This is a genomic window from Kutzneria kofuensis (assembly GCF_014203355.1).
Classification (GTDB): Bacteria; Actinomycetota; Actinomycetes; order Mycobacteriales; family Pseudonocardiaceae; genus Kutzneria; species Kutzneria kofuensis.
On the sequence record NZ_JACHIR010000001.1, the window covers coordinates 5,268,234 to 5,288,698 of the forward strand.

A 20,465-nucleotide genomic window follows, 5' to 3' on the forward strand; every position below is an offset into this window, starting at 1 on the left:
TCAACCTACGCAATGCGGCCGCGGGATTGGCCCCAACCTGCCAGGGGTCCTGCTCACACTGAACAAAGGGCTCCGATTGTGAGCAGAGATCAGCTCGACTTACATACGTACAGACTGTATGTTAATGACCCATGGAGATCGAGCTCGGCGGCAGCCGCCTCCGCTACCGGGAGGTCGGCTCGGGCCCGCCCGTCGTTTTCGTGCACGGACTGCTGGTCAACGGGGAGCTGTGGCGCAAGGTCGTGCCGGTCGTGGCCGGCGCCGGCTACCGGTGCCTCGTCCCCGACTGGCCGCTCGGCGCGCATTCCGTTCCGGTGCCGCGGGCCGACCTCACGCCGCCGGGAGTGGCGGCCCTGATCGCCGACTTCCTCGACGCCCTCGACCTTCGCGACGTCACCCTGATCGCCAACGACACCGGCGGCGCGATCACGCAGCTCGTGATGGCCGATCATCCGGAGCGCATCGGGCGGGTCGTGCTCACCCCGTGCGACTGCTTCGAGGCGTTCTTCCCCTCGGTGTTCGCCCCGCTGCCCCGGTTCGTGCGCATCCCCGGCGCCACCTGGCTGCTCGTCCAGGCCCTCCGGCTGCGGGCGTTGCACCGGTTGCCCATGACCTTCGGCTGGGTGGCCAAGCGGCAGCCGCCCGCCGACGTCGTCGACGCGTATCTGCTGCCCAGTCGCCGTGATGCCGGCGTGCGCGCCGACCTGCGCCGGTTCGTGTCGGCGGTGCACAACCGCCACACCCTCGCCGCCGCCGAGCGGCTGCGCTTCTTCACCCGTCCCGTGCTGCTCGCGTGGGCCCGGGAGGACCGGCTGTTCCCCGTCTCCCTCGCCCGCCGGCTGGCCGCCGTGCTGCCCGACGCCCGGCTGGAGTTGATCGACGACAGCTACACGTTCGTGCCCGAGGACCAGCCGCAGGCGCTGGGGCGGGCCGTGGTGAACTTTCTCGGTGCCACGTCGTAGCCAGGAGGAACGCACCCGCTCCACCCGGTCCGCCCTCACCGCCGCCGCCCGGACCCTGTTCGCCGAGCGCGGCTACGCCGCCGTGTCCACCGACGAGATCGTCCGGGCCGCCGGCGTCACGCGCGGGGCGCTCTACCACCACTACGCCGACAAGCAGGCCCTGTTCCGGGACGTGTTCGAGCAGCTGGAAGGCGAGATCACCGCGGAGATCGACACGGTGTTCGCGGCCGAGTCCGACCACCTCGCCGCCATGGCCGCCGGCGTCACCCGCTTCCTCGACATCTGCCAGCGGCCCGAGGTCCTGCGCATCGGCCTCACCGACGCGCCGGCCGTGCTCGGCTGGTCGGCCTGGCGGGAGATCGAGGCCCGGCACGGCCTGCGCGTGATCACCGACAAGCTCGCCGCCGCCGTCGCCGACGGCCTGGTCGCCACCCCGTCCGTGCCGGCCCTGGCCCAACTCGTGCTCAGCGCCGTCATCGAGGCCGCGCTCATGATCGCCAACGGCGCCGACCGCGAGCCCACCCAGCAGGCCCTGACGACCCTGCTGCTCGGCCTGGTCACGAAGTAGTCTGCTGCGGCGGGTTCTCCTCCTGCCGCCCAGCTCCGACGTGGCATGCTCTGGGCGGCGCTCGGCTCGGCAGCGAAAGGCGACGCGGTGACCACCTGGACCGACGTGATCAACTATGTCCGGACCCGGCACGAGGTGCTGGAGGACACGGGCTCCTGGCTGCGGTTCCGCCTGGAGTGCGAGGGCGAGCGGACCCAGCAGGTCGCCGTGCACCACGTCGCCGACCTCGACGGCGCCGAGTGGCTGGAGATCTCGTCGCCGGTCGGCCGCGCGGACGCCATCGACCTGCGCCGGCTGCTGGAGCTCGCCGGCGAGTCCACCGTCGGCGGTGCGGCCGTCGTGGACGGCGTCGCCCTGCTCAAGTACGCGGCGCCGCTGGAGGACCTCAGCGTCCTCGACGAGTTCGCCCGTCCCCTCGAACTTCTCGTCGCCCGCGCGGACACCCTGGAGCAGGAGCTCACCCGCTCCGACGAGTTCTGACGGTCACCGGCCGGGGCCCGCGAACGCGGCGGTCCCGGTCCGTCCTCAGTAGACAGACCGGCCCCGCGGCGCGGCGGCCGGCGTAGCCGCGCGCGCCGAAACGCGTCGACGGGCGTGCGGAGACACGTCGGCGGGTGCGCGCCGGATCGCGCCGTGCCCACTCCCTCAGCCCACGGTCGGTGAAGTGCCCTGACCGGGGAAAACGGTCCGTGTCCGTGAGACTACCCACGTTGGTAATGGCCTCTCACCAGCGGCGTAAGCGAACCTCAGGCTAGGAAACGGCACAGCTGTGGGTTCCGGACCGAAGGGGCGGGGGATGCGACAGCTTGAGGTGGCACTGATCGGCGCGGGGCTGATCGCGCGGTTCCACCTGGACGCGTGGATCGGCGCCGGCGTGGCGGTCCGGGTGTACTCGGACGACGGCCGCGCGGCGGACCTCGCGCGGGAGTTCGGTGCCACGGCTGTCGACTCGCTGGCGGCGGCGCTGGACGGCGCGGACGCGGTGGACATCTGCACGCCGACGGGAACCCACCACGAGATCGCGATGGCGGCGATCGCCAAGGGCGTGGGCATCGTGGTGGAGAAGCCGCTGTCGGCCAGCACGGCCGAGGCGGAGGCGATCGTCGACGCGGCGGAGCGGGCGGGAGTCCGGCTGTACGCGGCCCACGACGTGCGGTTCGCGGCGCCGTTCGCCCGGCTGCACGAACTGGTGGCATCGGGCGGCATCGGCGATGCGGCGGTGGCCCGCTTCCACTTCTCGGCCTACCACCCGCGCCCCTGGACGGGCCACGCGACGGCGCAGTCGGGCGGCATCCTGACCGACCAGATGCTGCACGGTGTGGACCTGGCGTACTGGATCTTCGGCGAGGTCGTCCGGGTGCACGCCAGCTACCAGGGCGAACTCGCCACCCCGGCCCCGGAGGGCGCGGCGGCGACCGGAACGGCGGTGCTCACCCACGCCGGCGGCGCGATCAGCCACGTGGTGAGCCGCTGGACGTCGACGCCGAAACCGCCCGTCCGCGTGGCGTACCACGTCTCCGGCAGCGCCGGGACCGTCAGCTACGACTCCGAGTGGCCCCAGGAGGTTCGGGTGACCGCCGGCGAGGCCGAGAACTTCGGCTACGCCGGGGAGTCGGTGTTCGTCAACGAGATGCGTGAGTTCGCGCAGGCCTTCGCCGGTGGCCCCGAGCCGCGCGTCGGGGCCAGGGACGCGCTGGCCGCGGTCCGGATCACCCAGGCCGCCGCGGAGTCCGCGTGGACGGGGCGTGCCGTCGAACTGCCGGTGAAGGGAAACGCATGAGGGTCGCCGTCCTGTCCTTCGCGCACGAGCGCGCCGAGACCTACGCCCGGCTGCTGCACGCCCGGCCGGACGTGGAGCTGCTCATCGCGGACCCCGAGGGTTCGCCGGAGAACCAGGAGAAGGCCCGGGCCGTCGCCGCCGAGCTCGGCGTGTCCTATGTGGACGAGTGGGACGACGTGCTGGAGTGGCTGCCGATCGCGGTGGTGGTGACCACCGAGGTGGAGCGCCGCCCCGAGATCGTCGAGCGGCTGGCCGAGGCCGAGGCGTTCGTGCTGTGCGAACAGCCGCTGGCGCTCAAGGAAGCGGCCGTCAAGGAGATGGTCGACAACTGCGACATGGGCGGCGTCCGGCTGACGCTGGCGTCCCCGGCCTGCTACGGCGGCGCGTTCGACACGGTGCGCAAGGGAATCGCCGACGGCATCGTCGGCACGCTGACCACGATCCACGGCTCGTACAACACCAGGCCGACGGACGGCGGGGCGCTGGCGGCCAACGCACCGGTCCTGCTCGACGTGGTGGACACGGTGCTCGGCGGCGAGCCCGCGCGGCAGGTCTACGCGCAGACCAACAGCATCCTCAGTGGACGGTCGGACGTCGAGAGCGCCGCGGTCGTCACGGTGACGTACGCCAACGGCGTCGTCGCCTCGTTCGACTGCAGCTGGAGCCAGGAGCCGACGGCCGGCCCGGTCGTGAGCTTCGTCGGCGACAAGGCGACCGTGGAGTACACCGCCTCGCCGCGCATGCTCGGCGGCGTCGACACCGCCGGCCATCGGCGGGAACTCGGCGGCGGCGACCAGATTTCGGCCATGCTGACGGATTTCCTCGGCACGGTCGAGACCCGTGCGGGCAGCGGACCGGACGGCCAGGCCGCGCTGCGCACCCAGCGCGTCATCCAGGCCGCCTACGAGTCGGCGCAGACCGGACAGCCTGTCGATCTCAAGTGACATAACCGAAAACAACAACAGGATCGGTCGTATTTCCCGCATACAGAGCCACTGAATGTCGGGGCGGTCAGCGCGCGCCCTTTTCCGGGCGGTATGACCCGGCGAAGCAAGGGAGATCATGATGAGTGCCACCTCGGTGAAGATCGCGTTGAGCGGCGGCCCGGTCGACCTGGCGGCGGCCGACCGCAGTGTGCCGGAGGCGGAATTGGGGCAGACACTCAAGATTCGCCACGGTGCCGGGTACGAGCACTTCGTCCACGACGGCGAGCGGCAGACGGTGGACGGGTGCGAGGTGGCGGTCTTCCGCTGGGCGCACCGCACGAAGATCGCCGAGTGACGGCACTTTTTCCGTAGATTCTCTAGAGCGAGAAGGACTCCATGACCGACGCCATTTCCTTCGAGGAGCCGTGGGCCCGGATCGACAAGTTCGATCCGCCCGCGGTGTTCGACTCGCTGCGCGCAGAACGTCCCCTCGCCAAGATGGTCTACCCGGACGGCCACATCGGCTGGATCGTGTCCAGCTACGAGCTGGTGCGGGAGGTGCTGAGCGACCCGAAGTTCAGCCACAGCTGCGAGGTCGGGCACTTCCCGGTGACCCACCAGGGCCAGGTCATCCCGACCCACCCGCTGATCCCCGGCATGTTCATCCACATGGACCCGCCGGAGCACACCCGGTACCGCAGCCTGCTCACCGGCGAGTTCACCGTCCGCCGCACGGCCCGGCTGGCCCCGCACGTGGAGGCGGTGGCGGCGGAGCAGATCGAGGTCATGCGTGAGCACGGCGCCCCCGCCGACCTGGTCAAGACGTTCGCGAAGCCGCTGGTGCTGCGGGTGCTGTCGCAGATGGTCGGCCTGCCGTACGAGGAGCGCGACCGGTACCTGCACGCGGTGACGCTGCTGCACGACGCGGAGGCCGACCCGGCCGAGGCGGCCGCCGCCTACCAGGTGGCGCAGGCGTTCTTCGACGAGGTCGTCGAGCGCCGCCGCAAGCAGCCCGAGGACGACCTGATCAGCGCCCTGGTCGCGGACGAGGACCTGACCGACGAAGAGCGGCGCAACATCATCGCGCTGCTGCTGTTCGCCGGCTACGAGACGACGGAGAGCGCGCTGGCCGTCGGCGTGTTCGCGCTGCTGCACCACCAGGACCAGCTCGCGGCGCTGCGGGCCGACCCGGACAAGCTCGACGGCGCGATCGAGGAACTCCTGCGCTACCTGACGGTGAACCAGTACCACACGTACCGCACCGCGCTGGAGGACACCAAGCTCAACGGCGAGGTGATCAAGAAGGGGGACACGGTCACGGTGTCGCTGCCGGCGGCCAACCGCGACCCGGCCAAGTTCGCCTGCCCGGCCGAGCTGGACATCGAGCGCGAGACCTCCGGTCACGTGGCGTTCGGCTTCGGCGTGCACCAGTGCCTCGGCCAGAACCTGGCCCGCGTCGAGCTGCGGGTCGGCCTGTCGGCACTGCTGCGGGCGTTCCCCGACCTCCGGCTGGCCGTCTCGGCCGACGAGGTTCCGTTGCGGCTGAAGGGCTCCGTCTTCGCGGTGCAGAACCTTCCGGTCGCCTGGTGAGCGTGTTCTCCAGCTAGAGTCCCGAAAGGAACTGCCGCACCGTGCGCACCGACCTCATCAAGCCACTGCCCGTCGCACTCCAGGTGAACGCGTCCCGCTTCCCCGGCAAGGTGGCTTTCGAGGACGACCGGCGGGCGGTCACCTACGCCGAACTCGACGCGCGCACGCGCAGGCTGGCCGGGCACCTGGCCGGCCTGGGCGTGCGCCGCGGCGACCGGGTGGCCATCTGCCTGCGCAACACGGTGTCCACTGTGGAGTGCTACCTGGCCGTCGTGCGCGCCGCCGGCATCGGGGTGCCGCTCAACCCGGCCTCCTCGCTGGCCGAGCTGGAGTACCTGCTGTCCGACAGCGGCGCCACGGTGGTCATCACCGACGCTGCGCAGGCCGAGCGGTTCCGGGTTTCGAACGTCACGGTGCTGGTGACGGGTGACGCCCCGACGGGAACGCTCTCGTACGACGAACTCGCCACCACCGAGCCGACCGAGGCGGCCCGGGACGACCTGGATCTCGACGACGTGGCGTGGATGTTCTACACGTCGGGCACGACCGGCCGGCCCAAGGGCGTGCTGTCGACGCAGCGCAACTGCCTGACGTCGGTGGCTTCCTGCTACGTGCCGATCCCCGGGCTGAGCGAGCAGGACCGGGTGCTCTGGCCACTCCCGTTGTTCCACAGCCTTTCCCACATCGCCTGCGTTCTGTCGGTCACGGTGGTCGGCGCGACCGCGCGGATCCTGGACGGCGGCGCGGTGCAGGACGTGATCCGAGCGCTCCGCGAGGAGGAGCCGACCTTCCTCGCCGGCGTGCCGACGACGTACCACCACCTCGTGACGGCCGCCCGCCGGGACGGATTCTCCGCGCCCAGCCTGCGTATCGGCCTGGCCGGCGGCGCGGTCCTCGGGGCCGGGCTGCGCCGGGAGTTCGAGGAGACCTTCGGCGTCCCGCTGATCGACGCCTACGGCAGCACCGAAACCTGCGGCGCCATCACCATGAACCCGCCGGACGGCCTTCGCGTCGACGGCTCCTGCGGCCTGCCGGTGCCGGGCGTCGGCGTTCGCATCGTCAACCCCTCCACCGGGCTGGACATGCCGGTCGGCGAGGAGGGCGAGGTGTGGGTCAAGGGGCCGAACGTCATGGTCGGCTACCACAACAGCCCGGAGGCGACCGCCGCCGCGATGCGGGACGGCTGGTTCCGGACCGGCGACCTGGCCCGCCGCGACGAGAACGGCTACTTCAGCATCTGCGGCCGGATCAAGGAGCTGGTGATCCGCGGTGGGGAGAACATCCACCCGGCCGAGGTGGAGGCGGTCGTTCGCGCCGTCCCGGGTGTGGTGGACGTGGCGGTGGCCGGGCTGCCGCACGACACCCTCGGCGAAGTTCCCGTCGCCTATGTGATTCCCGGTCCCGACGGCTTTGACGCTCAGGCACTGCTGGCCGCCTGCCGGGAGCAGTTGTCGGCGTACAAGGTGCCCGAGCAGGTTCGTGAGGTGGAGAGCATTCCCCGGACGGCTTCGGGCAAGATCCAGCGTCGCCTGCTGGCGGAGCAGCCGAGCCGGCTGGTGTACGCGGCGACCGAGTACGACAACGCGCCGGTGAGCGAGCCGGACGCGGTCGTGGCGGAGGCCCTGCGCCAGCGCCTGTCTGGTGTGGACGGTTTCCTGCTGGAGGACCTGGTTCGGGAACTGGCCGCCGAAGTGCTGGGGCAGCCGGTTCCGGCCGACCGTGCCTTCCGCGACCTGGGCTTCAGCTCGGCGGCCATTGTCGAGCTGCGCAACCGGCTGACCGCGGCCACCGGGCTGCGGCTGCCCGCCGCTGTCGTCTTCGACCACCCGACCCCGATGGCGCTGGCCGGTTTCCTGCGGGCGGAGCTCCTCGGCGACGCGCGGCCGGTGGTCGAGACGATCACCGCCGCCGACCCGGACGAGCCGATCGCCATCGTGGGCATGGCCTGCCGCCTGCCCGGTGGCGTGGCCGGGCCGGACGATCTGTGGCGGTTGGTGGCCGACGGAGTCGACGCCGTCTCCGACTTCCCCGACGACCGAGGGTGGGACCTGGACCGGCTGTTCGACCCCGACACCGAGCGCCCCGGCACTTCGTACACGAACAAGGGCGGCTTCCTCAGCGAAGCCGGCATGTTCGACGCCGGCTTCTTCGGGATCTCGCCACGTGAGGCGCTGGCGATGGACCCGCAGCAGCGGTTGCTGCTGGAGACGTCGTGGGAGGCGTTCGAGGCCGCCGGTGTCGATGCGACGTCGTTGAAGGGCAGCGATGTCGGCGTGTTCGTCGGTGTCTTCGGTCACGGCTACGGCGTCGGCGTTGACCTGCCGGAGCTGGAGGGCTTTGCCACCACCGGGTCGGCGTCGAGTGTGGCGTCGGGACGACTGTCCTATGTGTACGGCTTCGAGGGCCCGGCGGTCACCGTCGACACGGCGTGTTCGTCGTCGCTGGTGGCGATGCACCTTGCCGCGCAGGCGTTGCGGCAGGGCGAGTGCTCGATGGCGCTGGCCGGTGGCGCCACCGTGATGGCCACGCCGGGAACCTTCGTGGAGTTCTCCCGGCAGCGGGCCCTGGCCCCCGACGGCCGGTGCAAGGCGTTCGCCGCTGCGGCCGACGGGACCGGCTGGGCCGAGGGCGCGGGCGTCGTTGTGCTGGAACGGCTGTCGGTGGCCCGTGAGCGTGGGCACCGGGTGCTGGCGGTGCTGCGGGGTTCCGCCGTTAACCAGGATGGTGCCTCCAACGGTCTGACCGCCCCGAATGGCTTGTCCCAGCAGCGGGTCATCCGCCGGGCGCTCGCCGCCGCCGGACTCGCGGCGTCCGATGTGGACGTTGTCGAGGCGCACGGCACCGGTACGTCGCTGGGCGACCCGATCGAGGCGCAGGCTCTCGTTGCCACCTATGGACAGCGGGACGCCGAGCGGCCGCTGTGGTTGGGGTCGTTGAAGTCCAACATCGGTCACACGCAGGCGGCCGCCGGGGTCGCCGGTGTGATCAAGATGGTTCAGGCGCTGCGGCACGGGGTTGCGCCGGCGACCTTGCACGTGGATGCGCCCACGCCCGAGGTGGACTGGTCCGCCGGGGCCGTGGAGTTGTTGACCGAGGCCCGCGAGTGGCCCCGGAACGGGCGCCCGCGTCGTGCGGGCGTGTCGTCGTTCGGCGTCAGTGGGACGAATGCGCACGTGATCCTGGAGGAGGCTCCCGAGGAGCCGGCCGCCGCCGAGGCCGCTGTGGACGGCGTCTTCCCGCTGGTGGTGTCGGCGCGGAGCACCGAGTCGCTGGCGGCGCAGGCCAGCCGGCTAGCCACCGTTGTTGAGAACAACGAGCTTTCGGCCGTGGCCGGGGCGTTGGTGTCGAAGCGGGCGGTGCTAAGCGAGCGGGCCGTTGTGGTAGCGGGTTCCCGCGAGGAGGGGCTGGCCGGCTTGACCGCGCTGGCCCACGGTGAGCACTCGCTGACCGGCAGCGCGGACGTGCCGGGCAAGCTGGTCTGGGTGTTCCCGGGCCAGGGCACGCAGTGGGCCGGCATGGGCCGGGAACTCCTGGATTCCTCGCCGGTCTTCGCCGAGCGGGTGGCCGAGTGCGCCGCCGCGTTGGAGCCGTACACCGACTGGTCGCTGGTCGACGTGCTCCGTGGCGACGCCGAGCCCGAACTGATGGAGCGGGTCGACGTGCTGCAGCCCGCCTGTTTCGCCGTGATGGTCGGTCTGGCGGCGGTGTGGTCGTCGGTCGGTGTGAAGCCCGACGCCGTGATCGGTCACTCCCAGGGGGAGATCGCCGCCGCGTGCGTGTCCGGGGCGCTGTCCCTTGAGGATGCGGCGAAGGTGGTTGCCCTGCGCAGCCAGGCCATCGCCGCCAAGCTGTCTGGTCGCGGCGGCATGGCTTCCGTCGCGCTGAACGAAGAAGACGCTCTGGCCCGGTTGCAGCCGTGGGCCGGCCGGGTCGAGGTCGCCGCGGTCAACGGGCCGTCCTCGGTGGTGATCGCCGGGGACGCCGAGGCGTTGGACGAGGCGCTGAAGTCGTTGGAGGCCAGCGAGATCAGGGTGCGGCGAGTCGCGGTGGACTACGCCTCGCACACCCGGCACGTCGAGGACATCGAGGAGACACTGGCCGAGACCCTGGCCGGGATCGAGGCCCGTACGCCGGCCATCCCGTTCTACTCGACGGTGACCCGCGAGTGGAACGAGGTCGTCGACAGCGGCTACTGGTACCGGAACCTGCGCAACCGGGTCGGCTTCGGGCCGGCGGTCACGGACCTGGTCGAACTCGGGCACCGCATGTTCGTGGAGATCAGCGCCCACCCCGTGCTGGTGCAGCCGATCACCGAGATCCCGGGCGTGGTGGCCAGCGGTTCGCTGCGGCGCGAGGAGGGCGGCCTGCGCCGGCTGCTGACCTCGATGGCCGAGCTGTTCGTACGGGGCATCGCCGTCGACTGGGCGGCGCTGCTGCCGCCGGTGGCCGGCTGGGTGGACCTGCCGACCTACGCCTTCGACCGCCAGCACTACTGGCTCAACCCCACGCAGTCGACCGATGCGGCGTCGCTGGGGCAGGCGACGGCCGATCACCCGCTGCTGGGCGCGGTCGTCAGCCAGCCCGACTCGGCCGGCTTCACGGCCACCTCGCGGTGGTCGCAGCGGTCGCACTCGTGGCTGGCGGAGCACGTCGTCGGCGACGGCGTCCTGGTGCCGAACGCGACCCTGGTCGAACTGGCCATCCGGCTCGGCGACCTGGCCGACGCTCCCGTGCTCGACGAACTGACCGTCGACGCGCCGGTGGTGCTGCCGCTGCGCGGCGGCCGGGACATCCAGGCCGTCGTGGGCGAGCCCGACCAGACGCGGCGGCGGACCGTGCAGATCTACTCTCGCGCGGCGGACGCCCCGCTCGATGCGCCGTGGACCCGTCACGCGCACGGCACGCTGGCTCCAACGACCACCACGGCGACGCTGGAAACCGGTGCTGGCACCGAGATCAGCCTGAACGGCCTCCGCGACGCCGACCGCTACGGCCTGCACCCCGCGCTGCTCGACGCCGCCGTCCGCATGATCCTCCCCGCCGGCACGCTGCCGTCGGTGTGGACCGGCGTGACCCTGCTGGCCTCGGGCGCGGCTGCGGTGCACGTGTCGGAGCGGGGCGACGGCCTCGCGCTGACCGACGGCGCCGGGCAGCCGGTCATGACCATCGGCGGGATCGTGGCAGCGCCCTACGAAGGCGCGAGCACGTTGCCGCACGACTCCCTGTTCCGCATCGAGTGGACGGAACTCCCGCTCTCCACAGTGGACGGTCTGCTCGACATCGTGCCGATCACGACCGCGGAGGACGTTGCCGCGGCGGGAACTCCGTACTTTCTGCTGTACGAAGCCATTCCCGGCAGCCCGAGGGAGTCGGTCAACGCCGCGCTGGCGGTGCTGCGGGCCTGGCTGGCCGAGCCGGCTCTGGCCGACACCCGGCTGGCCGTCGTCACCGGGGACGCCGACGAGCTCGGAGCGGCGGCGGTGTGGGGCCTGGTGCGGTCGGCCCAGTCGGAGCACCCGGGCCGGATCGTGCTCGCCGACCTCGACGACAACGCAGCGCTAGCGGCCGTTCTGACCAGCGGCGAACCGCAGCTGCGGGTGCGCAACGGCGTCGCAACGGTGCCGCGCCTGGCCCGCGTCACCCCCGACCAGACGCAGCGGCCGCTCGATCCGAACGGCACCGTGCTCATCACCGGCGGCACCGGCACTCTCGGCGCCATCGCCGCCCGGCACCTCGTCACCAAGCACGGCATCCGGCACCTGGTGTTGGCCAGCCGCCGGGGCCACGCCCCGGAGCTGTACGACGAGTTGACCGCCCTCGGCGCGACGGTCACCATCGCCGCCTGCGACACCGCCGACCGGCCGCAGGTCGAGGCCGTCCTGGCGAACATCCCGGCCGAGCATCCGCTCACCGCCGTCCTGCACACCGCCGGTGTCCTGGACGACGGCGTGCTCACGGAACTGAGCCCCGCCCGCGTCGACACCGTGCTGCGGCCCAAGGTCGACGCCGCGCTCCACCTGCACGAACTCACCCGCGACCTCGACCTCGCCGCGTTCGTGCTGTTTTCCTCGGCAGCTGGCGTGCTGGGCAACCCCGGGCAGGCCAACTACGCGGCGGCCAACGCCTGCCTCGATGCCATCGCCCGCCAACGGCACCGCGAAGGCTTGCCGGCGGCCTCGATCGCCTGGGGCTACTGGTCGACGGTCAGCGGCATGACCCAGCACCTGGGCACCGCGGACCTGCACCGCAACAAGCGAACCGGCATGAGCGGTCTGTCCGCTGACGAGGGCATGGCCCTGCTGGACGCCACCCTGACCGCCACCGACACGTTCGTGGCGGCGAAGTTCGACGTGCCGGCGCTGCGCCGCGCGGCGGCGGCCGGCGAGTCGCTGCAGCCGCTGTTGCGTGGCCTGGCCCCGTCCCCGCGACGGACGGCGAAGGCTGCGGGCTCGCTGTCGCTGGCGGACCGCCTGGCCGGCCTGGCCGACGCCGAGCAGGCCGAGGCGGTGCTGGACCTGGTCCGCAAGCACGCCGCCGAGGTCCTTGGGCACGCCTCCGCCGACGCCGTGCACCCCGGCCGCACGTTCAAGGACGCCGGCTTCGACTCGCTGACGGCGGTGGAGCTGCGCAACCGGCTGGCCGCCGCGACCGGGCTCACCCTGTCGCCGGCGATGATCTTCGACTACCCGAAGCCGCTCGCGCTGGCCGAGCACCTCCGTACCAAGCTCCTCGGCGGTGCCTCGCAGCACTCGGTGCAGGCGTCCGTCGCCACCGACGAGCCGATCGCGATCGTGGCGATGGCCTGCCGGTTCCCGGCCGGCGTGCACAGTCCCGAGGACCTGTGGCGAGTGGTGGCCGACGGGACCGACGCCGTCACGGAGTTCCCGGCCGACCGCGGCTGGGACACCGACGGTCTGTACCACCCCGATCCCGACCACGAGGGCACGACCTACGTCCGCCACGGCGCGTTCCTCGACGACGCCGCCGGATTCGACGCCGCCTTCTTCGGCATCTCGCCGAACGAGGCGTTGGCGATGGACCCGCAGCAGCGCCTGCTGCTGGAGACCTCGTGGGAGGCCTTCGAGCGGGCCGCTATCGACCCGACTTCGCTGGCCGGTCAGGACGTCGGAGTGTTCGTCGGCGTCAACAGCCACGACTACAGCATGCTCATGCAGCGGGCGGCCGGTGTTGAGGGTTTCCGCCTCACCGGCAGCTCCGGCAGCGTGATCTCCGGCCGCGTGGCCTACCACTTCGGCTTCGAGGGGCCGGCCATCACGGTCGACACGGCTTGCTCGTCGTCACTGGTGGCGCTGCACATGGCCGCGCAGGCGCTGAACCGCGGCGAGTGCTCGATGGCCCTGGCCGGTGGCGTGATGGTGATGGGCACCGTCGAGACCTTCGTCGAGTTCTCCCGGCAGCGCGGCCTCGCGCCCGACGGCCGGTGCAAGGCGTTTGCCGACGGCGCGGACGGCACCGGCTGGTCCGAGGGCGTCGGCCTGCTGCTGGTGGAACGGCTGTCCGACGCTCGCCGGAACGGCCACCAGGTGCTGGCCGTGGTGCGCGGCAGCGCGGTCAACCAGGACGGCGCGTCGAACGGCCTGACCGCGCCGAACGGTCCGTCGCAGCAGCGGGTCATCCGCAGGGCGCTGGCCAACGCCGGACTGTCCACTTCGGACGTCGATGCCGTCGAGGCGCACGGCACCGGCACGACGCTCGGCGACCCGATCGAGGCCGAGGCGCTCATCGCGACCTACGGCCAGGACCGGGCCGAGCCGCTGTGGCTGGGGTCGGTGAAGTCGAACATCGGCCACACGCAGGCGGCCGCCGGTGTGGCCGGCGTGATCAAGATGGTCATGGCGATGCGGCACGGCGTTCTGCCGCGGACACTGCACGTGGACCAGCCGTCGTCCAATGTGGACTGGTCGGCGGGAAGCGTCGAACTGCTGACCGAAGCCCGGGACTGGCCGGCGACCGGCCGTCCGCGCCGGGCCGGCGTGTCGTCGTTCGGCATCGGCGGCACCAACGCGCACGTGATCATCGAAGAGCCACCGCTGGACGAATCGCCAGAACTCCGCGAGGTCGCGCCGTCCTCTGGAGCCGCGGGCCGGGAAAATCGCGTCTTTTCAGCGGTTTTTCCGGACAAGGCGAAGAGGGCGGATCGGAGCGACCTCGCCCCGCCCGGTACGGGCGGAGAAGGCACTGTGACGACCACCTCCGAACCGGAGCCGAGCGGCTTCCCGGTGCCGGTGGTCCTGTCGGCGCGGACCGCCGCCGGGCTGCGCGGCCAGGCCGGCCGGCTGGCCCGGTTCTTCGCGGACAGCGAGGGCGTGGGCGTGGCCGACGCCGCCCACGCCCTCGTCACCACCCGTGCCCACCTCGACCACCGCGCGGTTGTCCTGGCCACCGACCGGGACGAGCTCTGCGCGGACCTGAGCGCGATCGAGGGCGGCAAGGAGAGCCCGGCGGTCGTGACCGGCGCGCCGGTCACGGGCAAGGTGGCGATCCTGTTCACCGGCCAGGGCAGCCAGTGGGCCGGCATGGGCCGGGAACTGGCCGAGACCTTCCCCGTCTTCCGTGACGCCTTCGCCACCGCTTGCTCGGCCGTGGACAAGCACCTGGGTGGGCGGCCGCTGCGGGACGTGGTGTTCGACGGCGAGCTGCTCGACCAGACGATGTACACACAGGGCGCGCTGTTCGCCCTGGAGACGGCACTGTTCCGGCTGATCGAGTCGTGGGGCGTGCGCCCGGACCTGCTGGCCGGCCACTCGATCGGCGAGATCACCGCTGCGCACGTCGCCGGGATGCTCGATCTGGAGCAGGCGGCCAAGTTGGTGGCCACGCGCGGGAAGCTGATGCAGAACCTGCCCGCCGGCGGCGCGATGGTCGCTGTGCAGGCGACCGAGGCCGAGGTCGAGCCGCTGCTCGCGCCGGTCGACGGCGTGGTCTGCATCGCGGCGGTGAACGGCCCCGATTCCGTTGTGCTGTCCGGCGATGAGGCGGCGGTGCTTGCGGTCGTCGCTGAGCTGCCAGGCCGCAAGACGCGGCGACTGCCGGTCAGTCACGCCTTCCACTCGCCGCTGATGGCCCCGATGCTGGACGAATTCCGTTCCGTGCTGGCGGATCTGGAGTTCCGGCCGGGGGCGCTGCCCATCGTGTCGACGCTGACCGGCGCTCCGGGTGGCCTTGACACCGTGGACTACTGGGTCGACCAGGCCCGCAACGCCGTCCGGTTCGCCGACGCCGTCACCACGCTGGGCGAGCTCGGCGCGACGACGTTCCTGGAGATCGGCCCGGGCGGGGCGCTGGCGGCGATGGCGCTCGGCGTGCTCGGCGGGCCGGAGCAGAGCTGCCTCGCCGTGCTTCGCAAGGACGGCAAGGAAAGCGCCGACGTCGTCGCCGCGGTCGCCGGGCTGCACGTGCGGGGCGTGGACGTCGACTGGACGGCGCTGCTGGGCCGGCGCAACGCCGTCGAGCTGCCGACCTATGCGTTCCAGCACCAGCGCTACTGGGTGGAGACCGAACCCGTTGCCGTATCGACGGTTCGCCCCGTGATCGAGCAGGACGATCCGGCCGGTGACGCGTTCGCGGACCGGTTGGTCGGGCTGGCGGAGGTCGAGCAGCTGCGGGTCGTGATGGACCTGGTCCGGGCGAGCACGGCGATCGTGCTCGGGCATCGCGAGGCGGACGCGTTCGACGAGGAGCAGTCGTTCAAGAGCCTCGGCTTCGACTCGCTGAGCGCGGTCAAGCTCCGCAACCGCTTGCAGGACTTCACCGGCGTGAGCCTGCCGACCACGCTGGTGTTCGACTACCCGACGCCGGCCGTGCTCGCCGCCCACCTGCGGGCCGAACTCCTCGGTGAGCGCCGGGAAGTCGCCGCGACGACTGCCCCGGTGACGACCGACGAGCCGATCGCGATCATCGCGATGAGCACCCGGCTGCCCGGCGGCGCGGACACGCCCGAGGAGCTGTGGAACCTGGTGGTGGAGGGCCGGGACGCGATCGCCGGCTTCCCGGTCGACCGCGGCTGGGACCTCGACGGCCTGTACCACCCGGACCCGGCCAACCCGAACACCAGCTACACCCGCTCGGGCGGATTCCTGTACGACGCCGCGCAGTTCGACGCCGGCCTGTTCGGGATCTCGCCGCGCGAGGCGCTGGCGATGGACCCGCAGCAGCGGCTGCTGCTGGAGACGTCGTGGGAGGCGCTGGAGCGGGCCGGCATCAACCCGTTGTCGGTCAAGGGCAGCGACATCGGCGTCTTCACCGGCATCGTCCACCACGACTACGTGACCCGGCTGAACAAGGTGCCCGACGACGTGCAGGGCTACCTGATGACCGGCACCGCGTCGAGCGTGGCGTCCGGTCGTGTGTCCTATGTGTTCGGTCTGGAGGGCCCGGCGGTCACCGTCGACACGGCGTGTTCGTCGTCGCTGGTGGCGATGCACCTTGCCGCACAGGCGTTGCAGCGCGGCGAGTGCTCAATGGCGTTGGCCGGCGGCGCGACCGTGATGGCCAGCCCCGACGCCTTCCTGGAGTTCTCCCGGCAGCGCGGCCTGTCGGCCGACGGCCGCTGCAAGGCTTATGCGGAGGGTGCGGACGGCACCGGCTGGTCCGAGGGCGTCGGCGTTGTGCTCATGGAGCGCCTGTCGGTGGCGCAGGAGCTCGGGCATCCGATCCTGGCCGTGCTGCGCGGTTCCGCAGTCAACCAGGACGGTGCCTCGAACGGCCTGACCGCGCCCAACGGCCCGTCGCAGCAGCGGGTGATCCGCCAGGCGTTGGCCGCCGCCGGCCTCAAAGCGTCCGATGTGGACGTTGTGGAGGGCCATGGCACCGGGACGTCACTCGGCGACCCGATCGAGGCGCAGGCTCTGCTGGCCACGTATGGGCAGCGGGATCCCGAGCACCCGTTGTGGCTGGGGTCGTTGAAGTCCAACATCGGTCACACGCAGGCGGCCGCCGGTGTCGCCGGTGTGATCAAGATGATTCAGGCGCTGCGGCACGAGGTGCTGCCGGCGACCCTGCACGTCGAGACGCCGACGACCCAGGTCGACTGGTCGGCGGGCGCGGTGCGGGTGCTCACCGAGGCCCGGGAGTGGCCGCGCAACGGCCGTCCGCGTCGGGCCGCCGTGTCCTCCTTCGGCGCCAGCGGCACCAACGCGCACGTGATCCTGGAGGAGGCTCCCGAGGAGCCGGCCGCCGCCGAGACCGCTGTGGACGGCGTCATTCCGTTGGTGGTGTCGGCGGGAACTTCCGCCGCACTGGCGGGGCAGGCCGGCCGGCTGGTGTCTTTCCTCAAGGGTTCCGGCTTGTCGCCGGCCTCGGTGGCCGGCGCGCTGCTCTCCGGCCGGGCGATGCTCGCCCAGCGGGCCGTGGTCGTGGCGGGCTCGACGGACGAGGCGCTGGCCGGGCTGAACGCGTTGGCCCGTGGCGAGAATGCGCCGGCGCTGGTGACCGGCAGTGTGGATGTGCCGGGCAAGGTCGTGTGGGTGTTCCCGGGCCAGGGCTCGCAGTGGGTGGGCATGGGCCGTGAGCTGCTCGACGCGTCGCCGGTGTTTGCGGCGCGGATCGCCGAGTGCGCGGCCGCGTTGGAACCGCACATCGACTGGTCCCTTGTGGACGTTCTGCGCGGCGACACCGCCCCGGAGATGCTGGAGCGCGTCGATGTCCTGCAGCCGGCCAGCTTCGCGATGATGGTCGGCCTGGCGGCGGTGTGGTCCTCGGTCGGCGTCAAGCCCGACGCCGTGGTTGGTCACTCGCAGGGCGAGATCGCCGCCGCCTGCGTGGCCGGGGCGTTGTCGCTGGCTGACGCGGCAAGGGTGGTTGCCCTGCGCAGCCAGGCCATTGCCGCGAAGTTGTCCGGTCGCGGCGGCATGGCTTCGGTGGCGCTGGCTGAAGAAGACGCTTCGAGCCGGTTGCTCCCGTGGGCGGACCGGGTCGAGGTGGCGGCGGTGAACAGCCCGTCCTCGGTCGTGGTAGCCGGTGACGCCGAGGCGTTGGACGAGGCCCTGAAGACCCTGGAGAGCCAGGGAGTTCGCGTGCGGCGGGTGGCGGTGGACTACGCCTCCCACAGCCGTCACGTCGAGGACATCCAGGCCGCGCTGGCGGAAACCCTGGCCGGGACCGAAGCCCAGGCGCCGGCGATCCCGTTCTACTCGACGGTGATCGGGGAGTGGATCCGCGACGCGGGGATCGTCGACGGCGCCTACTGGTACCGGAACCTGCGCAACCAGGTCGGCTTCGGGCCGGCGGTGGCGAGCCTGGTCGAGCAGGGGCACGGGGTGTTCGTGGAGCTCAGTGCCCACCCGGTGCTGGTGCAGCCGATCACCGAGATCACCGACGGCCTGGTGGCCGGCTCGCTGCGCCGCGACGACGGCGGCCTGCCGCGGCTGCTGGCGTCGATGGCCGAGCTGTTCGTGCGGGGCATCGCCGTCGACTGGACGTCGATGGTGCCGGCGGCCGGGCGCGTCGATCTGCCGACCTACGCCTTCGAGCACCGGCACTACTGGCTGCACGAGGCCGAGACCACCGACGAGACGGTTGCGGCCGAGGGCGCGGACTCCGACTTCTGGTCCGCGGTCGAGCACTCCGACCTGGACTCCTTGGCGTCACTGCTGGAGTTGGGGGCCGACCAGCGCACTGCGCTGACCACGGTTGCCCCGGTGCTGGCGGACTGGCGGAAGAAGCGCCGCGAGAGCTCGTCCGCGGAGAAGCTGCGCTACAACGTCACCTGGCAGCCGCTCGACCGGGAAGCCGCCGGCGTGCCCGGCGGGCGCTGGCTCGTCGTCGTGCCGGCGGGGCACCAGGACGACGCCCTGCTGGCCGAGCTGACCGGGCAGGGACTCGACCTGGCAGTGCTGGAGGTCGGTGACCGCACCCGGGAACACATCGCCGGCCTGGTTCCCGACCACGACCTGAGCGGCGTGCTGTCCCTGCTGGCGCTGGACCCGCAGCCGCAGGACCCGACCACGGTCGCGGCGACGACGCTCGCGCTCGTCCAGGCTTTGGGCGACCGTAACGTCACTGCCCCGCTGTGGTGCGTGACCCGGGGTGCGGTCAACATCGGCATCCAGGACGCGGTCACCGCGCCGGCCCAGGCGGCGTTGTGGGGCCTCGGCCGCGCCGTGGCGTTGGAGCGCCTCGACCGTTGGGGCGGCATGGTCGACCTGCCGGCGTCCAGTGACGCGCGCACGGCGCAGAGCCTGCTCGGTGTGCTGACGGGCGCCTCCGGTGAGGACCAGCTCGCGATCCGGCGGTCCGGCGTCTACGGCCGGCGGTTGGTCCGCAAGCCCGTGCCGGAGACCTCGGCCGACAGCCGTTGGCAGCCGCGGGGAACGATCCTGGTCACCGGTGGCGCCGAGGGCTTTGGCCGGCATGCGTCCGTCTGGCTTGGACTGTCCGGAGTGGACCGACTCATCGTCACGACCACCGCGCACGCGCCGGAGGACTGCGTGGCGAACCTACGGGCCGAGCTGGCCGGCCTCGGCGTCGACACGGTGGTGGAGACCTGCGCCGACACTGACCGGGACGCGATCACGGCGCTGGTGTCCGCGGCGAAGGTCTCGGCCGTCGTGCACACCGCCGACATCACGCAGACCAGTGCCGTCGACGACACGAGCCTGAGTGACCTCGCCGGGGTCTTCGGGGCCAAGGTCGACACCGCCCTGTGGCTGGACGGGCTGTTCGAGGACACGCCGCTCGACGCGTTTGTGGTGTTCTCCTCGATCGCCGGCGTGTGGGGCGGTGGCGGCCAGGGGCCGTCGGCCGCGGCCAACGCCGTGCTCGACGCGTTGGTCGAATGGCGGCGGGCGCGGGGCCTGCGGGCGACGTCGATCGCCTGGGGCGCGCTGGACGAGGTCGGCGTGGGCATGGACGAGGCGACGCTGAACCAGTTGCGCCGCCGAGGCGTGCTGCCGATGGCGCCGCCGCTGGCCGTGACGGCGATGGCGCAGGCGGTGCGGGGCAACGAGAAGTTCGTATCGGTTGTGGACATGGACTGGGGCGCCTTCATCCCCGCCTTCACGTCGGTTCGCCCGAGCCCGCTGTTCGCCGACCTGCCCGAGGCGAAGGCGGCCCTGGCGGCGTCGCAGCCCGACGCCGAGAATAGCGACACGGCCGCGTCGCTGGCCGACTCCCTGCGGGGCGTCGCCGACGGCGAGCAGAACCGCATCCTGCTCAGGCTGGTCCGCGGGCACGCCTCGACGGTCCTCGGCCACAGCGGGGCGGAGGGCATCGAGCCGCGGCAGGCCTTCCAGGAGGTCGGCTTCGACTCGCTGGCGGCGGTGAACTTCCGCAACAGCCTGCAGTCGGCCACCGGACTGAAGCTGCCGGCGACCCTGATCTTCGACTATCCGACGCCGGAGTCACTCGTCGGCTACCTGCGTGAGGAGTTGTTGCGGGAGCCCGAGGACGACTTTGCTGGACGGGAGGACGAACTGCGGCGGGTGTTGGCCGCGGTGCCGTTCGACCGGTTCCGCGAGGCGGGGGTGCTGGAGACCCTGCTGGGACTGGCCGACGCGGAACCGGCGGCGGACGTCCCGGCGGCGGTCCCGGCGGCGGCCGACGACGAGCTGATCGACGAGCTGGACATCGCCGCTCTTGTCCAGCGCGCGCTGGGCAAGACGAGCTGACCACCGATGGTG

8 protein-coding genes are annotated in these 20,465 nt (G+C 71.9%); all 8 read left to right on the top strand.

Annotated features, from left to right (window positions below):
* The first annotated feature begins 131 nt into the window (after positions 1 to 131).
* Entirely contained in the window at positions 132 to 962 is an 831-nt protein-coding gene (locus tag BJ998_RS24630) for an alpha/beta fold hydrolase (RefSeq protein WP_184865261.1), read from the top strand.
* Positions 949 to 1,530, top strand: a complete 582-nt coding sequence (locus BJ998_RS24635; protein ID WP_184865263.1) for a TetR/AcrR family transcriptional regulator — start codon at positions 949 to 951, stop codon at positions 1,528 to 1,530. Before BJ998_RS24630 ends, BJ998_RS24635 begins: the two co-directional genes overlap by 14 nt.
* Before the next feature lie 87 nt (positions 1,531 to 1,617).
* Positions 1,618 to 2,010, top strand: a complete 393-nt coding sequence (locus BJ998_RS24640) for a hypothetical protein (protein WP_184865264.1) — start codon at positions 1,618 to 1,620, stop codon at positions 2,008 to 2,010.
* 316 nt (positions 2,011 to 2,326) lie between these two features.
* Positions 2,327 to 3,310: a Gfo/Idh/MocA family protein gene (locus BJ998_RS24645; RefSeq protein WP_184865266.1), complete on the top strand. Its 984-nt coding sequence runs from the start codon at positions 2,327 to 2,329 to the stop codon at positions 3,308 to 3,310.
* Entirely contained in the window at positions 3,307 to 4,254 is a 948-nt protein-coding gene (locus BJ998_RS24650) for a Gfo/Idh/MocA family protein (protein WP_184865268.1), read from the top strand. Before BJ998_RS24645 ends, BJ998_RS24650 begins: the two co-directional genes overlap by 4 nt.
* A 121-nt stretch (positions 4,255 to 4,375) precedes the next feature.
* On the top strand, positions 4,376 to 4,591 hold the full coding sequence (locus BJ998_RS24655) for a DUF5988 family protein (protein WP_184865270.1): 216 nt from the start codon (positions 4,376 to 4,378) through the stop codon (positions 4,589 to 4,591).
* Positions 4,592 to 4,632: 41 nt separating this feature from the next.
* The gene (locus BJ998_RS24660) at positions 4,633 to 5,826 is read left to right on the top strand and encodes a cytochrome P450 (RefSeq protein ID WP_184865272.1); all 1,194 of its coding nucleotides are present in this window, start codon (positions 4,633 to 4,635) and stop codon (positions 5,824 to 5,826) included.
* A gap of 41 nt (positions 5,827 to 5,867) precedes the next feature.
* Entirely contained in the window at positions 5,868 to 20,453 is a 14,586-nt protein-coding gene (locus tag BJ998_RS24665; RefSeq protein WP_184865274.1) for a type I polyketide synthase, read from the top strand.
* Positions 20,454 to 20,465: the final 12 nt, after the last annotated feature.

Bases quoted from the DNA above. Each gene is read 5' to 3' on its own strand.
- BJ998_RS24645 (WP_184865266.1), top strand. From the start codon at position 2,327: ATGCGACAGCTTGAGGTGGCACTGATCGGCGCGGGGCTGATCGCGCGG.
- BJ998_RS24660 (WP_184865272.1), top strand. From the start codon at position 4,633: ATGACCGACGCCATTTCCTTCGAGGAGCCGTGGGCCCGGATCGACAAG.
- BJ998_RS24630 (WP_184865261.1), top strand. From the start codon at position 132: ATGGAGATCGAGCTCGGCGGCAGCCGCCTCCGCTACCGGGAGGTCGGC.
- BJ998_RS24655 (WP_184865270.1), top strand. From the start codon at position 4,376: ATGAGTGCCACCTCGGTGAAGATCGCGTTGAGCGGCGGCCCGGTCGAC.
- BJ998_RS24650 (WP_184865268.1), top strand. From the start codon at position 3,307: ATGAGGGTCGCCGTCCTGTCCTTCGCGCACGAGCGCGCCGAGACCTAC.